This is a genomic window from Micromonospora sp. NPDC005173 (assembly GCF_040608515.1).
In the GTDB taxonomy this organism is placed as follows: Bacteria; Actinomycetota; Actinomycetes; order Mycobacteriales; family Micromonosporaceae; genus Micromonospora.
Map to the genome: position 1 here is coordinate 342,910 of NZ_JBEXIK010000001.1, position 17,524 is coordinate 360,433.

The window sequence follows — 17,524 nt, forward strand, 5'->3', positions numbered from 1 at the left end:
GCGAGCTTCAGCGGTCGACCCGCTCCGGGTGGCGGGCCGCCCAGTCGCCGAGCCGATCCTCACGGAGCGCGGTCAGGAACTCCGGGGCGAGCTTCGGGTCGGCGATCAGGTGATAAGGCGGCCCGGCGGGCTCCGTGACCGGCAAGCTGAGCCCGATCGGTTCGACCGATCGCAGCGTGGGCACGAGCCGCATCAAATCCAGCACCGCGGCTCGGTCGGGAGACACCAGGAGCTCCGGGCCGACGGTTCCCAACAGCGTTGAGAGTCGTACCGGGTTGGTGAGCACGCCCTGGTCGGTGGCCTGTCGGACCAGCCCGGCGGCGAAGAGCCGGGCGTTACGGTCCCGGTCCAGGCTGCCCTCGGGTAGCCCACGCCGCTGGCGAAGCAGGTCGACCGACGCGGCACCGTCGAGACGCTGACAGCCGGCCGAGAAGATCCGCCGAGTGTGGACGGAGCGCACCTGCTGGGGCAGACAGACCGGCACGCCCTCTACCGCGTCGGCGAGCTTGCGCAGTCCGGGGTAGGTCAGCACCACGCCGGCATCCACGTGGACCCCGGTCAGCTCGGCGACCGTACGTCTAGTCAGCTCGTAGCCCTTGGACATGTCCGGCCGGGTGAACCCGGCACCGAACGCGAACGCGGCGTTCAGCTTGTCGGTCCCGTGGCCGGGGATCGGCACGCCCAGGTCACGCGGCAACGAGACCAGGTACGGGCGGCTCTGGTCGGACGGAATGTGCACCAACAGCACCGAATCTGCTCGCGATACCTCCCGCCCGTCGCCGTCGATGCCGAGCAGCAGGATGTTCAGCGCACCCGTCACCACCGGCCGGCTCGATTCGCCGAGCAGGTCGGCGGTTGGCGGCGGCCCGGAGCGCTCCGGGGTGAACAGGGGCACCCCGATCCCCAGTACGCCGAGCAGGGCCAGCGCTGTACCACCGGTCTGCCACCGTCGACGGCGCCGCCGCCGGCCGTTCGCCAGCCGGTCGATCGTGGCCCGCAGCGGGCCGGTCGGCGGGGTCAGCGGCTCGTGCCGGGCGAAAGCGGCACGCAGGTCGTCCTCGATCATGAACAGGCCTCCACGTACTCGGCCCGAAGCGTGGCCAGGGCCCGGGAGATGGACGAACGTACGGTCCCGACGGCGCAGCCGAGGATGTCGGCGATCTCGGCGTCGGGCAGGTCCTCGTAGTAGCGCAGCACCAGGGTGGCCCGCTGCCGGCGCGGCAGCCGGGACAGCCAGGACCAGATCTGGTCCCGGTCCACGGCGGACTGGGCATGGTCGGCTGGCTCCGGCACCGCCTCGTCGGGTTCCCCGCGCAGCAGCACCCGGCGCATCCACGAGCCGCGCCGCCAGTCGACGTACTGGTTGGTGAGCATCCGGCGCACGTAGCGCTCGGGTAAGTCCGCCCGGGCGACGCGTCGCCAGTTGAGCTGGACCCGGACCATCGTCTCCTGCACCAGATCCTGTGCCTGATGCGGATCGCCGGTGAGCATCACCGCGTACCGCAGCAGCGGGGCAAGTCGCGTGTCCGCGAACTCCTCGTACGTCACTGCACCTCCCGGGCTCCTGCTCAGATGACGGGAGTGGACGGCCCGAACGTTGCGGTCATGTTGATCAGCCTTTCGGCTGGTCCTCGCGGATGAGCCCCGATCGGGGCGGCGGCCAACCTGTGAGTTTCCTTAAGATCCGCAGGCTGCACCTGAATCCCCCTCTGGAGGAACCCCTTCATGCTCACCCACTCCACCCGGCGCTGGCTCGCCGGACTGGGCGTAGCAGGCGCGTTCGTCGCCGCCTCCGCCAGTCCGGCCGTCGCCGCTGAAGCCCCTTTCGAGATCTCGACGCACGATCTGCTCGTCGCGCCCGGCCACCTGGACTACGCCTGGTTCTACGCTCAGCCGACCGACACCGAGTCGGAGCCGAAGTTCGGTCGCACCTCCGTGGACATCGACCTCTCCGCGGTCGCGGAGTTCGCCACGGTGGAGCCCGGGTGGGGCTGGACCTGCGATGTGTCGCCGGCCAAGCTGCACTGCGAGACCGACGTCGAGGATGGCCAGTGGCCCTCGTTCGACTACATGGTCACGGGTAAGGACGACGCGAAGCCGGGGCAGAAGGGTCCGCTGGCGATCAGCATCACCTCCGGCGGCAAGACGGCCAAGGCGACGGCCGACATCACCATCGCTGAAGGCGTTGACCTGGTGAGCGACCCGACCGTCGAGGCCAGCGGCGCTCCGGGTGGCAGCGCGGGCTTGCCGGGCGTCGTACGCAACGCCGGTGAGACCACCGTCGATGGCACCGTCCTCGTCGTACAGGCCGAATACCTCGCCGCCTACGGCGGGGATTTCTCGAACTGCAAGTCGGACGAGTGGGGCATGGCCGCCTTCTGCGCGTTCGACACGAAGATCGAGCCGGGCAAGTCGTACAAGCTCTCCGAGGACCTGCCCATCAAGGTAGCCCCGGAGGCACGTACGAGCGCCAAGTTCCCGGTCTATCTGGACTGGTGGACCACGGACGACTGGAACCTGGCGTTCAAGGACTGGTTCCTGGACGACGTCAAGCCCGGCAAGGGCAAGGAGCTTCGTCTCGTCGCGCAGTCGATGCAGGCGGCACGGGTGCCGCAGACCGACCTGGACAAGCAGAACAGCACCACCGTCGGGACCGTCCGGGTGACCGGCGACAACCACGCGGACCTGGCGACCAAGGGCGTGACCGCGAGTGGCAAGAAGGGCGACGTGGTCACCGTCGCGCCGAGCTTCACCAACCTGGGGCCGGCTGTGGTCGAGTACCAGGGCCAGAGCACGCCGGGCATCCGGCGCGAGGACCTGCCAGTCCGGGTGTCTGTCCCGGCCGACACGACGGTGATCGAGGCTCCCTTCGACTGCGTGCCGTTCGCGCCCGAGAAGGAGTGGGACCCGTGGAACGCGGGTTGGGGCGAGCCGGGTGCCAAGGAGTACGCCTGCCAGGTCCTGGAGAGCTGGCAGGACTACGAGACCTCGTTGGAGTTCGCCCTCCGGATCGACAAGGTCGTCCCGGACGCCACGGGTGCCATCACCACCGCGCTGAGCGGTGACCCGAACAAGAGCAACAACACCGCGAAGATCGTCATCAACCCGACCTCCGCGGGCGGCGGTAACGGCGGTGGAGGTAACGGCGGAGGCGACAACGGTGACGGCGGAGGCCTTCCGGTCACCGGTGAGTCCACCGGCCTGATCGCCGGTATCGGCGCACTGCTGCTCGCCGCCGGCGTCGGCGGCTACCTGGTGGCCAAGCGCCGCCGGACCCGCTTCGTCGCCTGATCCACCCCGCACCACCGGTGCCCCGCCGACCATCCGGTCGGCGGGGCACCGTCGTTGTGGCACGCAGGATTCGCCGTAGGGTGGTGGGGGCGGTCCGGCGCATTACGAGGCCCAGCCTTCGGTACCCTTTGTGGCCGTGGACACAGCTGAGAAGACCCGCGCGCTCGCGGAGAGCGTCGCCCTGAACCCGCTCGATCCCAAGGAGCTGTTGCAGACCTTCGGGCTGATCGGCGTATGGGTGATTCTCTTCGCCGAGACCGGCCTGCTGGTGGGCTTCTTCTTCCCCGGCGACTCGCTGCTGTTCCTGGCCGGGGTGGCCTCGTCGCCGGTCGCGGACGCCATCTTCGGCGACGGCACCCGGCTTTCCCTGGCCGGCCTGCTGATCGGTGGGCCGATCTGCGCGATCGTCGGTGCCCAGCTGGGGCACTGGCTCGGCGCGCGGTACGGCCGGCGGATGTTCGAGCGGCCGAACTCCCGGCTCTTCAAGAAGGAGTACGTGGAGAAGGCGGAGTACTACTTCCAGAAGTTCGGCCCGGCGAAGGCCGTGGTGCTGGCGCGCTTCATCCCGATCGTCCGGACCTTCCTCAACCCGGTCGCCGGCGCTCTGGGCATGCCGGCGCGGAAGTTCCTGCTCTGGAACATCGTCGGCGCGGTGCTCTGGGTGGACGGCATCCTGCTGATCGGCTACCTGCTGGCCGAGCAGATCTACCAGGCCATCGGCGACAAGATCGACCACTACATCCTGCCGGTGGTAGCCCTGATCATCGTGATCTCGGTGCTGCCGATCTTCTTCGAGTTCCTCCGCGACCGTCGGGCCCGCAAGCGCGGCGAGGCGGTCGCTGTGGTCGCGACGGCCAGCGCCGTTGGCGCGGTGGAAGCGGTCCGCGAGACGTTCGACCACGACGAGCACCCGCACGACCGTCGGCGTCCGGAGCACGGCCAGGAGCGCTGACCCGAGGTACGACGACGGCCGGCCCCCTGATGAGGGGGTCGGCCGTCGGCATGTCGGACCCGGCCTCCGGCGGTGCGGCCGAGGACGAGCAGGTGTCACTCACCGATGGCGCCACCCCTGGCTCGCCACCGGACACCATCCCGGCGCGGGACGGTGTGCAGTGCCTACTTCAGCGGGCCTTCTTGGTGGCCCGCTTACGCGGCGGGGTCAGCAGGTCGGCGATCGTCGCGATCGCACTCGGGACCAGCCGGTAGTACGCCCAGACACCGCGCTTCTCCCGCTCCAGCAAGCCGGCCTCGGTGAGGATACGCAGGTGGTGACTGACCGTCGGCTGAGAGAGGCCGAGCGGCGCCGTCAGGTCACAGACGCACGCCTCGCCCTCTGGGGCCGACTGGATCAGGCTGAGCAGCCGCAACCGGGCGGGATCGGCAAGGGCCTTGAGGACCCCCGCGAGACGCTCGGCATCGGCACGTTCGATCGGCTCGCCGGCAAGCGGCGAGATCTGAGGCATAGTCATTTCGGCCAACGCAGTTCCCACGTATTCCATCCTTCCACCAGCAGCATCGATCCGCCTGCATATCAGCAGATCCGAATCGGCAAACTTTTACGCCACAAGGCCGAGGTCAGCCAACGTATAGGCCGCCCGGTACGGCAATCCGGCGGCTCGCACCGCGTCGCCGGCACCTCGATCAACAATAACCGCCACACCCACGACTTCGGCTCCGGCCTCACGAAGCGCCTCGACCGCCGTCAACACACTTCCACCCGTCGTGGACGTATCCTCCACCGCCAACACGCGGCGGCCGGCCACTTCCGGCCCCTCGATCCGCCGCTGTAGACCGTGGGCCTTGCCCGCCTTGCGCACCACAAAGGCGTCCAGTGCCCGACCGGTTGGAGCGGCGGCGTGCATCATCGAGAGCGCGACGGGGTCCGCGCCCAGGGTGAGCCCGCCGACGGCGTCGAACTCCCAATCGGCGGTGAGGTCAAGCAACACCCGACCGACCAACGGAGCGGCCTGGTGATGGAGCGTGACACGCCGCAGATCGACGTACCAGTCTGCCTCGCGCCCCGAGGAGAGCACGACCCGTCCGTGGACCACAGCCAGGTCGGTAATGAATTTACGCAGGTCGTCGTGGTCCCCCATGGCGATAGAGATTACTGCGCAAGTCTGAACGCCGTATGTGGGGTCCACCCTGATCAGGCCGCCGGGGGACCGACGGTTGGCGATGTTCGACTACGCTCAGCGACCGTGCCAGTTGCGGCACGCCAACCTCCCGGCGACAGTGCCCGCGGACCGGCCGGCCCGTGGAGGCTCAGCTCTCGTCGCGACCTATCCGGCCACGGGTGTCCCGGGCGACCGCCTGGAGCAGCCGGCGCGGCGCGAGGCGCAGACCGGCGACGGCCACTTTGTACTTCCACGCCGGGATGCTGACCAACTTGCCTTTGCCCAGGTCACGCAAGGCTTCGTCGACCACATCCTCGGCCCGCAGCCACATCCACTCCGGCGTCTTCGACATGTTGATGCCGGCACGCTCGTGGAACTCGGTGCGGGTGTAGCCAGGGCAGAGGGCCATCACCCGGACGCCGAACGGGCGCGTCGACTGGCCGACGGACTCGCTGAAATTGGTGACCCACGCCTTGCTGGCCGAGTAGGTCGACCCGGGCATCACCGTGCCGAATCCGGCAACCGAAGAGACATTTATCACTGCCCCATCCCGCCGTTCGGTCATCGGACGAAGCGCCGCCAGGGTCAGCCGCATGACCGCGTGGACGTTGAGCCGCAGCAGGCGTGCCTCGTCCTCGGCGGAGGAGCGCAGGAACGGCTTGTTCAGGCTGATCCCGGCGTTGTTGACGAGCAGGTGCACCGGGCTTCCGTCGGCGAGGCGCCGTTCCACGGTCGCGCAGCCGTCGTCCGTGGACAGGTCCGCCGAAATCGTCTCCACCTCGCGGCCAAACCGGGAGCCCAACTCGGCAGCCAACTCAGTCAGCCGGCCCGCGTCCCGGGCGACCAGCACCAGGTGCCAACCGTCGGCGGCCAATCGGCGGGTGAACGCCGCGCCGATGCCGGCGGTGGCGCCGGTGATCAGGGCCCGTCGCTCAGCGGTCGTCGGGTCGAGCGTCACGGGCGGGTCCTCACCTGGGCGGGTACGGGGGCGCGGGCGGCGCCGGCAGCGGCTGGTGCGGGGCGGGTGGGAACCGGGGTGGAACGGTCGGCACGGCTGGCGTCGTCGGGCGGTGCCGACGGAACCAGGCGTTCGCCGCCGGCAGGGTCAGCAGCGTAGCTACCACAAGGTAACCGAGGCACTGTCCGACCGAAAGCCCCGCGTTCAACGGGATCCACCACGACGGGTACGCGTCACCGATCAGGCCCAGTAGCTCGGCGGTCGCCCGCTCGCCGTCGCCCAACCGCAGTGGTGCGGCCCGTTCACCGATGACCACCGCCACGCTGCAACAGCCGGCGAGCAGACCGAGCCCGCAGACCACCCAGGTGGCCACCCGGACGCCGGATCGACCGGCCAGCAACCCGAGGGCCAGGCCGGCGAGCACCGGCGCAGAGAGCGCGGCCACCACCGCCGACAGTGCCGCGGAGGCTCGCAGCAGGGTCACCACGTCGTCGATCTGCTGCGCGCTCGCCGAGGTGTCCCGGGCGGCGGAGCGGAAGGCGACGACCGTCCGGCCCAGCACCGCCAGGTCGACGACGGTGTACGCGAGTGCGGCGACCGCCATCACCAGCAGCACAGCCGTTGCCAGCAGGACCACAGCGGGCCGGCGGACCGGTGCCGATTCCGGGTACGACACGACGAATCCCTCCGGTAGGCGTCGGGTTGCAACCTATCGGAGGGATCGTCGGTGTCGTGGCTATCGAGCGGTCAACTCGTCGACGGCGGGTTCTGTCCGGGGCGGTCGGCCGGCGGCGTGTCGTCCGGCCGGTCCGTGCCGGCCGTGCCCGTCGAGGGCGGCGGCGGGTAGCCCGGCTGATCCGACCCGGGCGCCTGACCCGGCGTCGACGGGTAACCCGGCGTCGACGGATAGCCCGGCTCGGCGGGGGCCTGCGGGTAGCCGGGCTGGCCCGGCGCCTGCGGGTAGCCCGGGTAGCTGGCGCCCGGAGTCGGCGGCTCCCAGCCCACGGCGGGCTTGCGGAAGAACTCGTTGGCCTTCGGCAGCGCCAGCAGGATCAGCGCCGCGAGCAGTGCGAGCAGGCTGATCACGCCGAGCAGGATGCTGACCGGGGTGAGCCAGGAGGGCAGGGCCTCGTCCAGCCGACGCTGGATCTCCTCGGCGCTCGGCATGTCACCGCTGGTGTCCCCACCGGTGGTGAGGCTGCCGGCCGCGCCGCTGAGCAGGCTGCCACCCACGCAGCAGACCATGATGCCGCCGACGATCCAGGTGGTGATCCGGGCGCCGTTGCGACCCTGGTTGTTGAACAGGGCCAGCACGCCCAGCACGACCGCGAGCAGGAGCAGCAGGATGCTGCTGCCGAGGCCGATGGCGTAGAAGACATCCGCCACCTGGTCGGCGCCCTCGGCGGTACTGCCCTCGTACGCCTCACGGAGCGCGTCACGGGTCTTGCCGGCGGTGGCGAGGGTGAGGACAAGACTGATCACCTGGCACGCCAGGAACAGAAAAAGCAGATAGCTGGAAATCGTCACGATGGATGGCCGCTGGCGGGCCGGCGTGCTCTGGGAATCGACCACGATTCTCCTTCCCTAGATCGCGCCCACACCGTATCGACAACCGGCCACTCTGGCATGCCGTGACGACCCCGGCGCGCCCGTCGGGGTCGCGCTCAGCGGTCGTCGGTAGCGGGCTGGATCGTCAGGTCGGCGGGGTCGAGCAGGTCACCGCGGGCCACCCGCCAGCCCTCTTCGCCGTACGCCTCGAAGGAGAGCCGCGCGTCGCCGCCGGACTGGTAGTCGTGGTAACGCATGGTCCCGGCCGGCAGCAGCCCGGTCTCTCCGATGGCGGTGTAGCGCGCCTGCCCGGTCTCGGCCCAGGTGTAGCGCCGGCCGCCGAGGTCGATGGTCGGGGCGCCCGGGGTGACGGTCGCGCCAGGCTCGGCGGTCCAGAGCACCAACTCCAGGTCGGGGCCGTCCTCCACGGAGAGACGCTGCCGGGTGCCGGAGACGTCGTCGAGCAGGTGCTGCACCCAACTCCAGTCCCCCTCGACCAGGCGGATCGTGCCGCTCACGGCGTACTCCTGGTCGTGGATCCGCACGCGGTCGCCCGGGGCCAGGCGGTGCGGGCCGCCGCGCGGCGACTCCGCCACCCGGCCGCGCTCGGGCCGTCCGCGGGGTGGCGCACCGCCGGGCCGGGCCGTCGCCCGCCGCCGGGCCCGCACGACGATCACGATCACGACCACCGCGAGTACGACCACCGCCGCCACCAGGTACATCACCGGTGCGTCCACCCGACCACCTCCCCAGGTACGTCGGCGCAGACGGTAACAAGCCTCGGCACCCGGGAGGCTCGTGCTGTGGCCGATAGCTCAACGCGCGGTGGGCCGTCGGCGGTCGGCAGGGCCGATCGGGTAGCTCCGATCGGCGAACGGATCATGCTGCGGCGAGTCGTTGGGTGGCGTAGTCGCCGAGGGTGGTGCGACCCATCACGCAGCCGACGAAGGTGGTGAACTCGGTCGGGTCGTCCCGCAGCGACGTCCAGGTTGCCCGGGCCGTCGCCGGGTCGATCCGCTCCAGCAGCGTGGCCGCGTACGCCCGACCGGCGGGTGAGCCCTCGGCCAGCAGCCGGTCGAGCTGCCGTCGTACCTCCTCGGGGTGGTCGTCGAGAGCGGCCCCGACCCGGTGGTAGGCCTCGGTCACGGGCAGCAATGTGCCCGCGATGCCAACCCCGCCAAAGGCGAGCGTGTCGGCCCCCACCAACTCGTCAACGGCGGCGTCCAGTTCCCGTTCCCACTTCTTCCCGATCCCGAACATGACCCCATCCTTTCCCCGCCCGCACCCACCTCACCCTGTTGATCAAAAGGTTTGCGTCATGAGAAGACGTCTCGATGACGCAAACCTCTTGATCACCGCGCTGGTCAGGCGGGGGTTACCGTGAGGGTGTTCGTGGGGGTGGTCAGGTCGACCTTTACCGTGTCGCCATCGCGGATGGTGCCCGACAGGAGGGCCTTGGCCAGTTGGTCGCCGATCGCCGTCTGAACCAGGCGGCGTAGCGGACGGGCGCCGTAGATCGGGTCGTAGCCGTGCTCGGCGAGCCACTGACGCGCGGACTCGGTGATGTCCAGGGCCAGTCGGCGGTCGGCCAGGCGCCGCCGCATCCGGTCCAGCTGGATGTCCACGATGGAGCGCAGATCGTCCCCGCGCAGCGCGGCGAACACCACGATGTCGTCCAGCCGGTTGAGGAACTCCGGCTTGAAGTGCGAGCGGACCACCGCGAGGACCCCCTCCCGACGCTGCTCCTCGCCCAGCGTCAGATCGCCGATCACCGACGACCCGAGGTTGGAGGTGAGGATCAGGATCGCGTTGCGGAAGTCCACCGTGCGGCCCTGACCGTCGGTGAGCCGACCGTCGTCGAGCACCTGGAGCAGCACGTCGAAGACGTCCGGGTGGGCCTTCTCCACCTCGTCCAGCAGCACCACCGAGTACGGCCGGCGGCGCACCGCCTCGGTGAGCTGGCCACCCTCCTCGTAGCCGATGTAGCCGGGCGGGGCACCGACGAGGCGGGCCACGGAGTGCTTCTCGCCGTACTCGCTCATGTCGATGCGGACCATCGCCCGCTCGTCGTCGAAGAGGAACTCGGCGAGCGCCTTGGCCAGCTCCGTCTTGCCGACCCCGGTCGGGCCGAGGAAGAGGAAGCTGCCGGTCGGACGGTCCGGGTCGGCGACACCGGCCCGGGCCCGGCGCACCGCGTCGGAGACCGCGCCCACCGCCTCGACCTGGCCGACCACCCGGCCGCCCAACGACTCCTCCATCCGGAGCAGCTTCGCCGTCTCGCCCTCCAGCAGCCGGCCGGCCGGGATGCCGGTCCAGGAGGCGACCACCGCGGCGATGTCGTCCGCGCCGACCTCCTCCTTGAGCATCGCGCCGTCGGCCTGGAGCTGGGCCAGCTCCTCCTCGGCCTGCTTCAGCTCGACCTTGAGCGCGGGGATCCGGCCGTAGCGCAGCTCGGCGGCACGCTCCAACTCCCCGTCGCGCTCGGCCCGCTCGGCCTCGCCACCCAGGCGCTCCAGCTCCTCCTTGGCGGTGGAGAGCTTGGTGATGTGGCTCTTCTCCGTCTGCCAACGCTCGGAGAGCACGGTGAGCTGCTCGCGCTTGTCGGCCAACTCCTGGCGCAGCCGCACCAACCGCTCGGCGGAGGCGGCGTCCGGCTCCTTGGCCAGCGCCATCTCCTCGATCTCCAGCCGGCGGACCGCCCGCTCGATCTCGTCCACCTCGACCGGCCGGGAGTCGATCTCCATCCGGAGCCGGGACGCGGACTCGTCGACCAGGTCGATCGCCTTGTCCGGCAGGAACCGGTCGGTGATGTAGCGGTTCGACAGCGACGCGGCGGCGACCAGTGCGGCGTCGGTGATCCGGACGCCGTGGTGCACCTCGTAGCGCTCCTTGAGCCCGCGCAGGATGCCGATGGTGTCCTCGATGGTCGGCTCGCCGACCAGCACCGGCTGGAAGCGACGCTCCAGCGCCGGGTCCTTCTCGATGTGCTCGCGGTACTCGTCCAGCGTGGTGGCACCGACCATGCGCAGCTCACCGCGGGCGAGCATCGGCTTGAGCATGTTGCCGGCGTCCATCGAGCCCTCGCCCTTGCCGGCACCGACCACGGTGTGCAGCTCGTCGAGGAACGTGATGACCTGCCCGTTGGAGTTCTTGATCTCCTCCAAGACGGACTTCAGCCGCTCCTCGAACTGACCGCGGTACTGCGCGCCGGCGACCATCGCGCCGAGGTCCAACGAGATCAGCTTCTTGTCGCGCAGCGACTCGGGCACGTCACCGGCCACGATCCGCTGGGCCAGGCCCTCGACGATCGCGGTCTTGCCGACGCCGGGCTCGCCGATCAGCACCGGGTTGTTCTTGGTACGCCGGGAGAGCACCTGGATGACGCGGCGGATCTCCGAGTCCCGGCCGATCACCGGGTCGATCTTGCCGTCCCGGGCGCTGGCGGTGAGGTCGACGCCGTACTTGGTCAATGCCTGGTAGGTCTGCTCCGGGTCGGCGGTGGTGACCCGCCGGTCCCCACCCCGGACGGTCGGGAACGCGGCGACCAGGGCCTCCTCGGTGGCGCCGGCTGACTTCAGCGCGCCGGACACCGCACCGCCCACCCGGGCCAGACCGGCCAGCAGGTGCTCGGTGGAGGTGTACTCGTCGCCCAGCGGCCGGGCGATCTGCTCGGCGGCCCCGATGGCATTGACGAACTCCCGGGCCAGGGTGGGCTCGGCGATGCTGGAGCCCCGCGCGGCGGGCAGGCCGTCGACCGCGCGCTGGGCGGCCCGGCGCAGCTCGGCGGGGTCGGCGCCGACGGCGCGCAGCAGGCCGGCGGCGGTCGAGCCGTCGGTGTCCAGCAGGGACAGCAGTAGGTGCCACGGCTCCACGGTGGCGTGGCCGCGCTGGTTGGCCAGTGCGACGGCACCCGTGATGGTCTCGCGGCTCTTGGTGGTGAGGCGTTCGGTGTTCATGGGCTCCCCCGGATCGGCGTTGTCCAATGGTTTGGACACAACCAGAGTTGAGCGTATTCCACTCAACCTTAGCGCTGTGACGCCCATCACTCCGGGCGGCGCCACCGCCAGGCGAACTCCCCGGCCGCCGGGGGCGGGCCGGGCAGCGGATCCGTGTCCGGCGTCGTCGACAGGCCCGCCAGCAGCACCGCCAGCTGGCGTTGGCGCAACTGCCCGGTCCGCTCCGGATCGGGTACGCGCACCGCGGCGCACGCCTCCAGCACCAGCCCCAGGTCCTGCACGACCACGTCCGGACGCAGCCGCCCGCTGGCGTGAGCCCGCTCGAACAGCACCGTGGCCAGCTCGCTGGCGCGCATCGCGGCCCGACCCATCTCCTCGGTCGGAGTGAAGGTGCCGGCCAGGTGGACGGTGAGCGAGTGCACGTCGGCGTCGACCACCCGGGCCATGAAGCCGGCGAACGCGGCCCAGTCGTCCGGCTCGGCGAGGGCCGCCTCGGCCACCGCGATGTACCGGCGAAGCCCGTCGTGGCAGAGCTGGCGCAGCAGGTCCTCCTTGCCCGCGTACCGCCGGTAGAGGGCACTGATGCCGACGCCGGCGCGTTCGGCGACGGCGGCGATCGGGGCCTTCGGGTCGTCGAGGAAGACCGCACGGGCGGCTTCCAGGATCACCTCGTCGTTGCGCGCGGCCTGGGCACGGCGACCGGCCAGCGGCACGTCGTTCTTTCCGGGGGGAGTCGACATGACTCCAGACTAACAGTGGAACGGATCATTCCGGTCTGCTACTCTGATTGCAGAACGAAACATTCCGTTCCGAAGGAGTTCCGAGATGACCGGCACCGCGATCCGCCCGTTCCGCGTCGAGATCCCGCAGACCGCCCTCGACGACCTGGCTGACCGACTGGGCCGCACGATCTGGCCCGCCGACCTCCCCGGCGCAGGCGACGCGTACGGGATGAGCAACGACCGGGTCCGCGCCCTCGCCGACCGGTGGCGCGACGGGTTCGACTGGCGGGCCGTCGAGGCCCAACTGAACGCCCACCCGCAGTTCGTCACCGAGATCGACGGCGAGCAGATCCACTTCCTGCACGTCCGGTCGTCCCGCCCGGACGCCACCCCGCTGGTGCTCACCCACGGCTGGCCCGGCTCGGTGCTGGAGTACCTGGACGTGATCGCCCCGCTCACCGAGCCGACCGCACCGGACGCGCCGGCCTTCCACCTGGTCATCCCGTCGCTGCCCGGCTTCGGATTCTCCGGCCCGACCCGCAGCGCCGGCTGGAACCGCTACCGCACCGCCCGCGCCTGGGCCGAGCTGATGAACCGACTGGGGTACGACTGCTACGGCGCCATCGGCAACGACGCCGGCTCGATGATCGCGCCCGAGTTGGGCCGAACCGATTCGGAGCACGTGCTCGGCGTACACGTCACCCAGCTCTTCTCGTTCCCCTCGGGCGACCCGGCCGAGTTCGCCGGGCTCTCCGAGGCCGACCAGGCGGCGCTTGAGCACCTCCAGTGGTTCTACGAGAACAAGTTCTCCTTCAACCAGGTGCACAGCCAGCAGCCGCAGACCCTGGCGTTCGGGTTGGCCGACTCGCCGGTCGGGCTGCTGGCCTGGAACGCCCAACTCTTCGACGAGAGCCTGGAGGCCGACTTCATCCTGGCCAACGTGGCGGTCTACTGGTTCACCGGCACGGCCGCCTCGGCGGTCCGGTTCTACTGGGAGGACGCGCACGCCGGCCAGCCGCCGACCGACCCGACCACCGTGCCGACCGCGCTGGCCATGTTCCCCGGCGACTTCCAGTCCATCCGCCGCTTCGCCGACCGGGACCACGCGAACATCGTCCGGTGGACGGCGTACGAGACGGACGTCGACGGCCGCGGGGACGTCGGCGGCCACTACGCCGCCCACCAGGCCACCGATGTGCTGGTCGCCGACATCCGCGAGTTCTTCGCCAGCCTTCGCTGACCAGTCGCGCCCGGGTGCCCGCTCCGCTCCGTCGGGGCGGGCACCGGCGCGTCCGGCGCCTGTCGAGCTGAATCGGTTACGACATCACCGGCCGGTTCGACGGGGCAGGCGGGCGGTGCAGGGAGTCTCGTGGTCGGCTCGCAGCACGCAACGGCGATCACCGTCCAGCCGCTGGTCGCAGAAGACCCAGTGTCGTACCCCCTGGTCGTCCTCGGTCGAGACGGTGATCCCACCGAGGTCGATCCGGGCCAGGAAGGCCAGCGACCGGCCGGCGGTCCGACCCAGCATCTTGGCGCGAGCCAGGTCGGGCGCGGCCACCGGCAGGTGAATGACAAAACGCCCGCTCATTGGAGTCGCACGACAGTCGGTTCACACGTCATGGCATCACCCTCTCTGGTGGATGGCTGCTGGCACGGCCGAGCGGGCGACCGTGCCAGCCAATGCGGACGACCAGGCCGAGGGCCGGTTGCCTACCAGGCTTTCCACTCCCAAGCGCCCGCACGGCCAACGTACAATGCAAAGCATTGCAAGACAACCAGTGACCATGCTTAGCACGCGAAGTGTTGGCCGACCGGCCACACGCATGGGAGGATCTTGGGGCCTACCAGGAGTTGCCCCATGCCCCGAGTCTCGGACCGCCAGCGCATCGCACAGGACATTCGCGACAAGATCAGTTCGGGCGAATACGCGCCCGGCGACAAGCTGCCCTCGCTGCGCGAGATGATCGCGCACTACGGCGTGTCCGCCGAGCCGGTCCGTTCCGCTCTGCTGATCCTGCAAGCCGAGGGCCTGATCGAGGGCCACCAGGGCAAGGGCACGTACGTCAGCGACAAGCCCTAGATCCTGGAAGGAAACGGCTCTTGGACGGGCCGAGTTCGACCAAGATCTAAGCCCGGTTCACGAAGCGGTAGCCTTGGCGGGTGCGAGTACGTGTCGAGCAGACCGCCTTACCAGGCATCGGGGTACGCCACGATCTGGTGACGGAGTCCGGACGCCGTTTGGGCGTCGTCTCCCACCGCAATGGCCGCCGTGATCTTGTCCTCTATGACCCCGACGATCCCGACTCCTGTCAGGCCGACATCCCGCTGACCGACGACGAGGCGGAGGCGCTGGCCGACATCCTCGGCGCGTCGCTGATGCTCGGCCAGCTCTCCGGGCTGCGCGAACAGGCCGCCGGTCTGCTCACCGAGCAGTTCGCCATCCCGGCCGGGTCGCGGTACGTCAACCGGCAGCTCGGTGACACCAAGGCGCGTACCCGCACCAGCGCCTCCATCGTGGCGGTGCTGCGCGACGGCGAGGTTATCGTCTCGCCGCTTCCCACCTTCCGCTTCGCAGCCGGCGACGTGGTGGTCGTTGTCGGGACCCGCAAGGGTCTCGACGGCGTGTCCGCCATCCTCGCCGACAGTGACCCGGACGGCTGAGGCGGATGCACGAATCCACAACTCTGCTCGTCGAAGTCGGCGCGCTGCTGCTGCTGCTTGGGGTCCTCGGCCGGCTCAGCCGCCGGGTTGGCCTCTCACCCATTCCCCTCTACCTGCTCGCCGGGCTGGCGTTCGGGCACGGCGGGCTGCTCCCGCTCAACGCCAGCGAGGAGTTCTTCGCGGTCGGCGCCGAGATCGGCGTGATCCTGCTGCTGGTGATGCTCGGCCTGGAGTACTCGGCCAACGAACTGGTCGGCAACCTCCGTTCGGCGGCCCCGGCCGGGTTGATCGACGGCGTGTTCAACGCGCTGCCCGGCGCGGCGTTCGCCCTGCTGCTCGGCTGGGACTGGGTGGCCGCCCTGGTGCTCGGCGGCATCACCTGGGTCTCCTCCTCCGGGGTGATCGCCAAGGTCCTCGCCGACCTGGGCCGGCTCGGTAACCGGGAGACGCCGGTGATCCTCTCGGTCCTGGTGATCGAGGACCTGGCGATGGCCCTCTACCTGCCGCTGGTGACCGCCGTGCTGGCCGGCACCGGCCTGCTCGGCGGCGGCATCGCGCTCGCCGTCGCGGTGGGCACGGTGCTGCTCGTGCTGGTGGTCGCCATTCGGTACGGCCATCTGATCTCGTCCGCCCTGTCGGCGAAGGACCCGGAGGCGCTGCTGCTCGGCGTACTCGGTCTGACCCTGCTGATCGCCGGCCTCGCGGCGAAGCTCCAGGTCTCGGCGGCGGTCGGCGCGTTCCTGGTCGGCATCGCGCTCTCCGGCCCGGTGGCACACCACGCGACCCAATTGCTCTCCCCGCTGCGGGACCTGTTCGCCGCGGTGTTCTTCGTCTTCTTCGGGCTGGTCACCGATCCACGGGACATCCCTCCGGTGCTGCTGCCGGCACTCGCGCTGGCCGTGGTCACCATGGCGACGAAGACGCTCACCGGCTACCTCGCGGCCCGTCGCGTCGGCATCGCCGAACCCGGTCGTTGGCGTGCCGGCCTGGCACTCGTACCCCGCGGTGAGTTCTCCATCGTCATCGCCGGGCTCGCGGTGGCCTCCGGCAGCGTCGAGCCACGGTTGGCCGCGCTGGCGACGGCGTACGTACTGATCACCGTCGTGACCGGGCCGATGCTGGCCCGGCTGCCCGACTTCCCGTGGTTCAAGCGGTGGCTGCGCACCCGCGCGGCGGCCCAGCGGCGGGAGCCGGTTCCGATTCACGACTGACGCGTCGCCGCCGCCGTTTCCCGCATTCTGAACGGCGGCGGCGGTGCTCGTGTCCGCTCGACCATCCAGTTCGCCCGGCCAGGCCAACGGTTGCTGAATTGCTCCCAACGAGGACTACCGCAGCACCCGACGGCGGGTTACCGTTTCGCCCCAGCAGCCAGGGTTCGCGGACGGCCAGTGCCGACGCGGGCGAGAGCGGAAGGTTGGCCGGTGAGCGTGCAGGAGTCGACGTTCCACGGCTTCGCTAACCCCGTCGATCCGACTCCGGCGGAGTTACGAGCTTGGGCGTACCAGCCCGATTCGGTGCCGTTGTCTTCCATGCCACCCGACTGGGACCTCCTGGTCTCCGGTGACCGGCTGGTGTTGACGCTCTTCGAGCTTGCGATGGACTCGACCTGTCCGGCCCGCCGCTTCGCGCTGCACTGCCTCTACATCTACGCGGCCGACGGCATCCGGACGAACTTCCGCGCGCACCCGAAGCGCCGCTTCCGCAAGCTGGTCGAGCAGGCGGAGCGCGACGGCGACGAGCTGATGAAGATCTGGGCGCACAACGGCCGGGTGTTGCTGGCCCGACCGGACCTCTTCGCCTACCGGGACTGGTGCGAGGGCGGCCTGGTCCGCGAAAACCGCCGTCTCGGCTGAGGCCGCGTCCCGGCCCGCACTCAGAACGGCGAACGGGCCGGGACCCCCACCGCAGGCGTCACCGCGTCCCGGCCCGCGTTTAAGACGGCGAACGGGCCGGGACCCCCCGTGGGTCCCGGCCCGCACGTCGGTTACCGGTCAGTCCTGCTTCCGCTGGGTCTCGGCCCGGCCCTGGTCGACGCCGTGGTCGACCTGGTCGGCGAACCGCCCTTCGGTGATCTGGTCCCGGAAGCTTCCCTCGGTCACCTTGTCGAACTTCTCGCGGATGGTGTCGGCCAGGTCTTCGAGCCGGTCCTCCGTCTGCTGGGCCATCTCCTTCGCCGGCTCCGCCATCGCTCCCCCTGCTATGCCGGTAGGTCCGAATTAAGCCGATAGAACCCGTGTCGACAGGCTAACCGGAACGGCCCGGCCAGCGCCG

Annotated in this window: 20 protein-coding genes; 7 read left to right on the forward strand and 13 right to left on the reverse strand. The window is 70.2% G+C overall.

The annotated features are described in order from the left end of the window. Window positions 1-7 precede the first annotated feature (7 nt). Window positions 8-1,066, reverse strand: coding sequence for an LCP family protein (locus tag ABZV00_RS01665; protein WP_328422299.1), 1,059 nt, complete (start codon window positions 1,064-1,066; stop codon window positions 8-10). Next, a complete protein-coding gene (locus tag ABZV00_RS01670; RefSeq protein WP_355600933.1) occupies window positions 1,063-1,548 on the reverse strand; it encodes a SigE family RNA polymerase sigma factor in 486 nt (161 codons plus the stop codon). Before ABZV00_RS01670 ends, ABZV00_RS01665 begins: the two co-directional genes overlap by 4 nt. Before the next feature lie 177 nt (window positions 1,549-1,725). On the opposite strand from ABZV00_RS01670, the gene ABZV00_RS01675 reads away from it, so the two are divergent. Further along, complete coding sequence (locus ABZV00_RS01675) at window positions 1,726-3,291, forward strand: LPXTG cell wall anchor domain-containing protein (protein ID WP_355600935.1); 1,566 nt, start codon at window positions 1,726-1,728, stop codon at window positions 3,289-3,291. Window positions 3,292-3,421: 130 nt separating this feature from the next. Then, a complete protein-coding gene (locus ABZV00_RS01680) occupies window positions 3,422-4,243 on the forward strand; it encodes a DedA family protein (protein WP_328422293.1) in 822 nt (273 codons plus the stop codon). 169 nt (window positions 4,244-4,412) lie between these two features. Here ABZV00_RS01680 and ABZV00_RS01685 read toward each other — a convergent pair whose 3' ends face one another. From ABZV00_RS01685 to ABZV00_RS01725, 9 genes are all read right to left on the reverse strand, one after another. Then, window positions 4,413-4,790, reverse strand: coding sequence for a metalloregulator ArsR/SmtB family transcription factor (locus ABZV00_RS01685; RefSeq protein ID WP_007454255.1), 378 nt, complete (start codon window positions 4,788-4,790; stop codon window positions 4,413-4,415). Window positions 4,791-4,847: 57 nt separating this feature from the next. Further along, window positions 4,848-5,387 carry an orotate phosphoribosyltransferase gene (gene pyrE, locus ABZV00_RS01690; RefSeq protein WP_328422292.1) on the reverse strand — a complete coding sequence of 180 codons (540 nt, stop codon included), beginning with the start codon at window positions 5,385-5,387 and terminating at the stop codon, window positions 4,848-4,850. 169 nt (window positions 5,388-5,556) lie between these two features. Next, window positions 5,557-6,366, reverse strand: a complete 810-nt coding sequence (locus ABZV00_RS01695) for an SDR family oxidoreductase (RefSeq protein WP_328422291.1) — start codon at window positions 6,364-6,366, stop codon at window positions 5,557-5,559. Window positions 6,367-6,376: 10 nt separating this feature from the next. Beyond that, the gene (locus ABZV00_RS01700) at window positions 6,377-7,042 is read right to left on the reverse strand and encodes a hypothetical protein (RefSeq protein ID WP_355600938.1); all 666 of its coding nucleotides are present in this window, start codon (window positions 7,040-7,042) and stop codon (window positions 6,377-6,379) included. Window positions 7,043-7,113: 71 nt separating this feature from the next. After that, entirely contained in the window at window positions 7,114-7,938 is an 825-nt protein-coding gene (locus ABZV00_RS01705) for a hypothetical protein (protein ID WP_328422287.1), read from the reverse strand. A 92-nt stretch (window positions 7,939-8,030) separates the two neighbouring features. Continuing rightward, the gene (locus ABZV00_RS01710) at window positions 8,031-8,651 is read right to left on the reverse strand and encodes a DUF4178 domain-containing protein (RefSeq protein WP_355600940.1); all 621 of its coding nucleotides are present in this window, start codon (window positions 8,649-8,651) and stop codon (window positions 8,031-8,033) included. A gap of 142 nt (window positions 8,652-8,793) precedes the next feature. Beyond that, complete coding sequence (locus tag ABZV00_RS01715) at window positions 8,794-9,174, reverse strand: hypothetical protein (protein WP_355600942.1); 381 nt, start codon at window positions 9,172-9,174, stop codon at window positions 8,794-8,796. A 104-nt stretch (window positions 9,175-9,278) separates the two neighbouring features. Continuing rightward, window positions 9,279-11,870 (reverse strand): ATP-dependent chaperone ClpB, encoded by a 2,592-nt coding sequence (clpB, locus tag ABZV00_RS01720; RefSeq protein ID WP_328422281.1) that lies wholly within the window; start codon window positions 11,868-11,870, stop codon window positions 9,279-9,281. Window positions 11,871-11,956: 86 nt separating this feature from the next. Continuing rightward, complete coding sequence (locus tag ABZV00_RS01725; protein WP_355600944.1) at window positions 11,957-12,610, reverse strand: helix-turn-helix domain-containing protein; 654 nt, start codon at window positions 12,608-12,610, stop codon at window positions 11,957-11,959. An 85-nt stretch (window positions 12,611-12,695) separates the two neighbouring features. On the opposite strand from ABZV00_RS01725, the gene ABZV00_RS01730 reads away from it, so the two are divergent. Continuing rightward, a complete protein-coding gene (locus ABZV00_RS01730; protein ID WP_355600946.1) occupies window positions 12,696-13,832 on the forward strand; it encodes an epoxide hydrolase family protein in 1,137 nt (378 codons plus the stop codon). Window positions 13,833-13,916: 84 nt separating this feature from the next. On the opposite strand, the gene ABZV00_RS01735 is transcribed toward ABZV00_RS01730, so the two are convergent. Then, a complete protein-coding gene (locus ABZV00_RS01735) occupies window positions 13,917-14,180 on the reverse strand; it encodes a hypothetical protein (protein ID WP_355600948.1) in 264 nt (87 codons plus the stop codon). Between the two features lie 270 nt (window positions 14,181-14,450). On the opposite strand from ABZV00_RS01735, the gene ABZV00_RS01740 reads away from it, so the two are divergent. The 4 genes from ABZV00_RS01740 (at window position 14,451) to ABZV00_RS01755 (ending at window position 17,106) form a co-directional block, all read left to right on the forward strand. Further along, window positions 14,451-14,672, forward strand: a complete 222-nt coding sequence (locus ABZV00_RS01740; protein ID WP_328422273.1) for a winged helix-turn-helix domain-containing protein — start codon at window positions 14,451-14,453, stop codon at window positions 14,670-14,672. Window positions 14,673-14,752: 80 nt separating this feature from the next. Next, the gene (locus ABZV00_RS01745; RefSeq protein ID WP_328422271.1) at window positions 14,753-15,253 is read left to right on the forward strand and encodes a cation:proton antiporter regulatory subunit; all 501 of its coding nucleotides are present in this window, start codon (window positions 14,753-14,755) and stop codon (window positions 15,251-15,253) included. Between the two features lie 5 nt (window positions 15,254-15,258). Continuing rightward, window positions 15,259-16,464 (forward strand): cation:proton antiporter, encoded by a 1,206-nt coding sequence (locus tag ABZV00_RS01750; protein ID WP_355600950.1) that lies wholly within the window; start codon window positions 15,259-15,261, stop codon window positions 16,462-16,464. Between the two features lie 210 nt (window positions 16,465-16,674). After that, entirely contained in the window at window positions 16,675-17,106 is a 432-nt protein-coding gene (locus ABZV00_RS01755; protein ID WP_355600952.1) for a hypothetical protein, read from the forward strand. Between the two features lie 138 nt (window positions 17,107-17,244). Here ABZV00_RS01755 and ABZV00_RS01760 read toward each other — a convergent pair whose 3' ends face one another. Next, complete coding sequence (locus tag ABZV00_RS01760; RefSeq protein ID WP_328422265.1) at window positions 17,245-17,439, reverse strand: hypothetical protein; 195 nt, start codon at window positions 17,437-17,439, stop codon at window positions 17,245-17,247. Window positions 17,440-17,524: the final 85 nt, after the last annotated feature.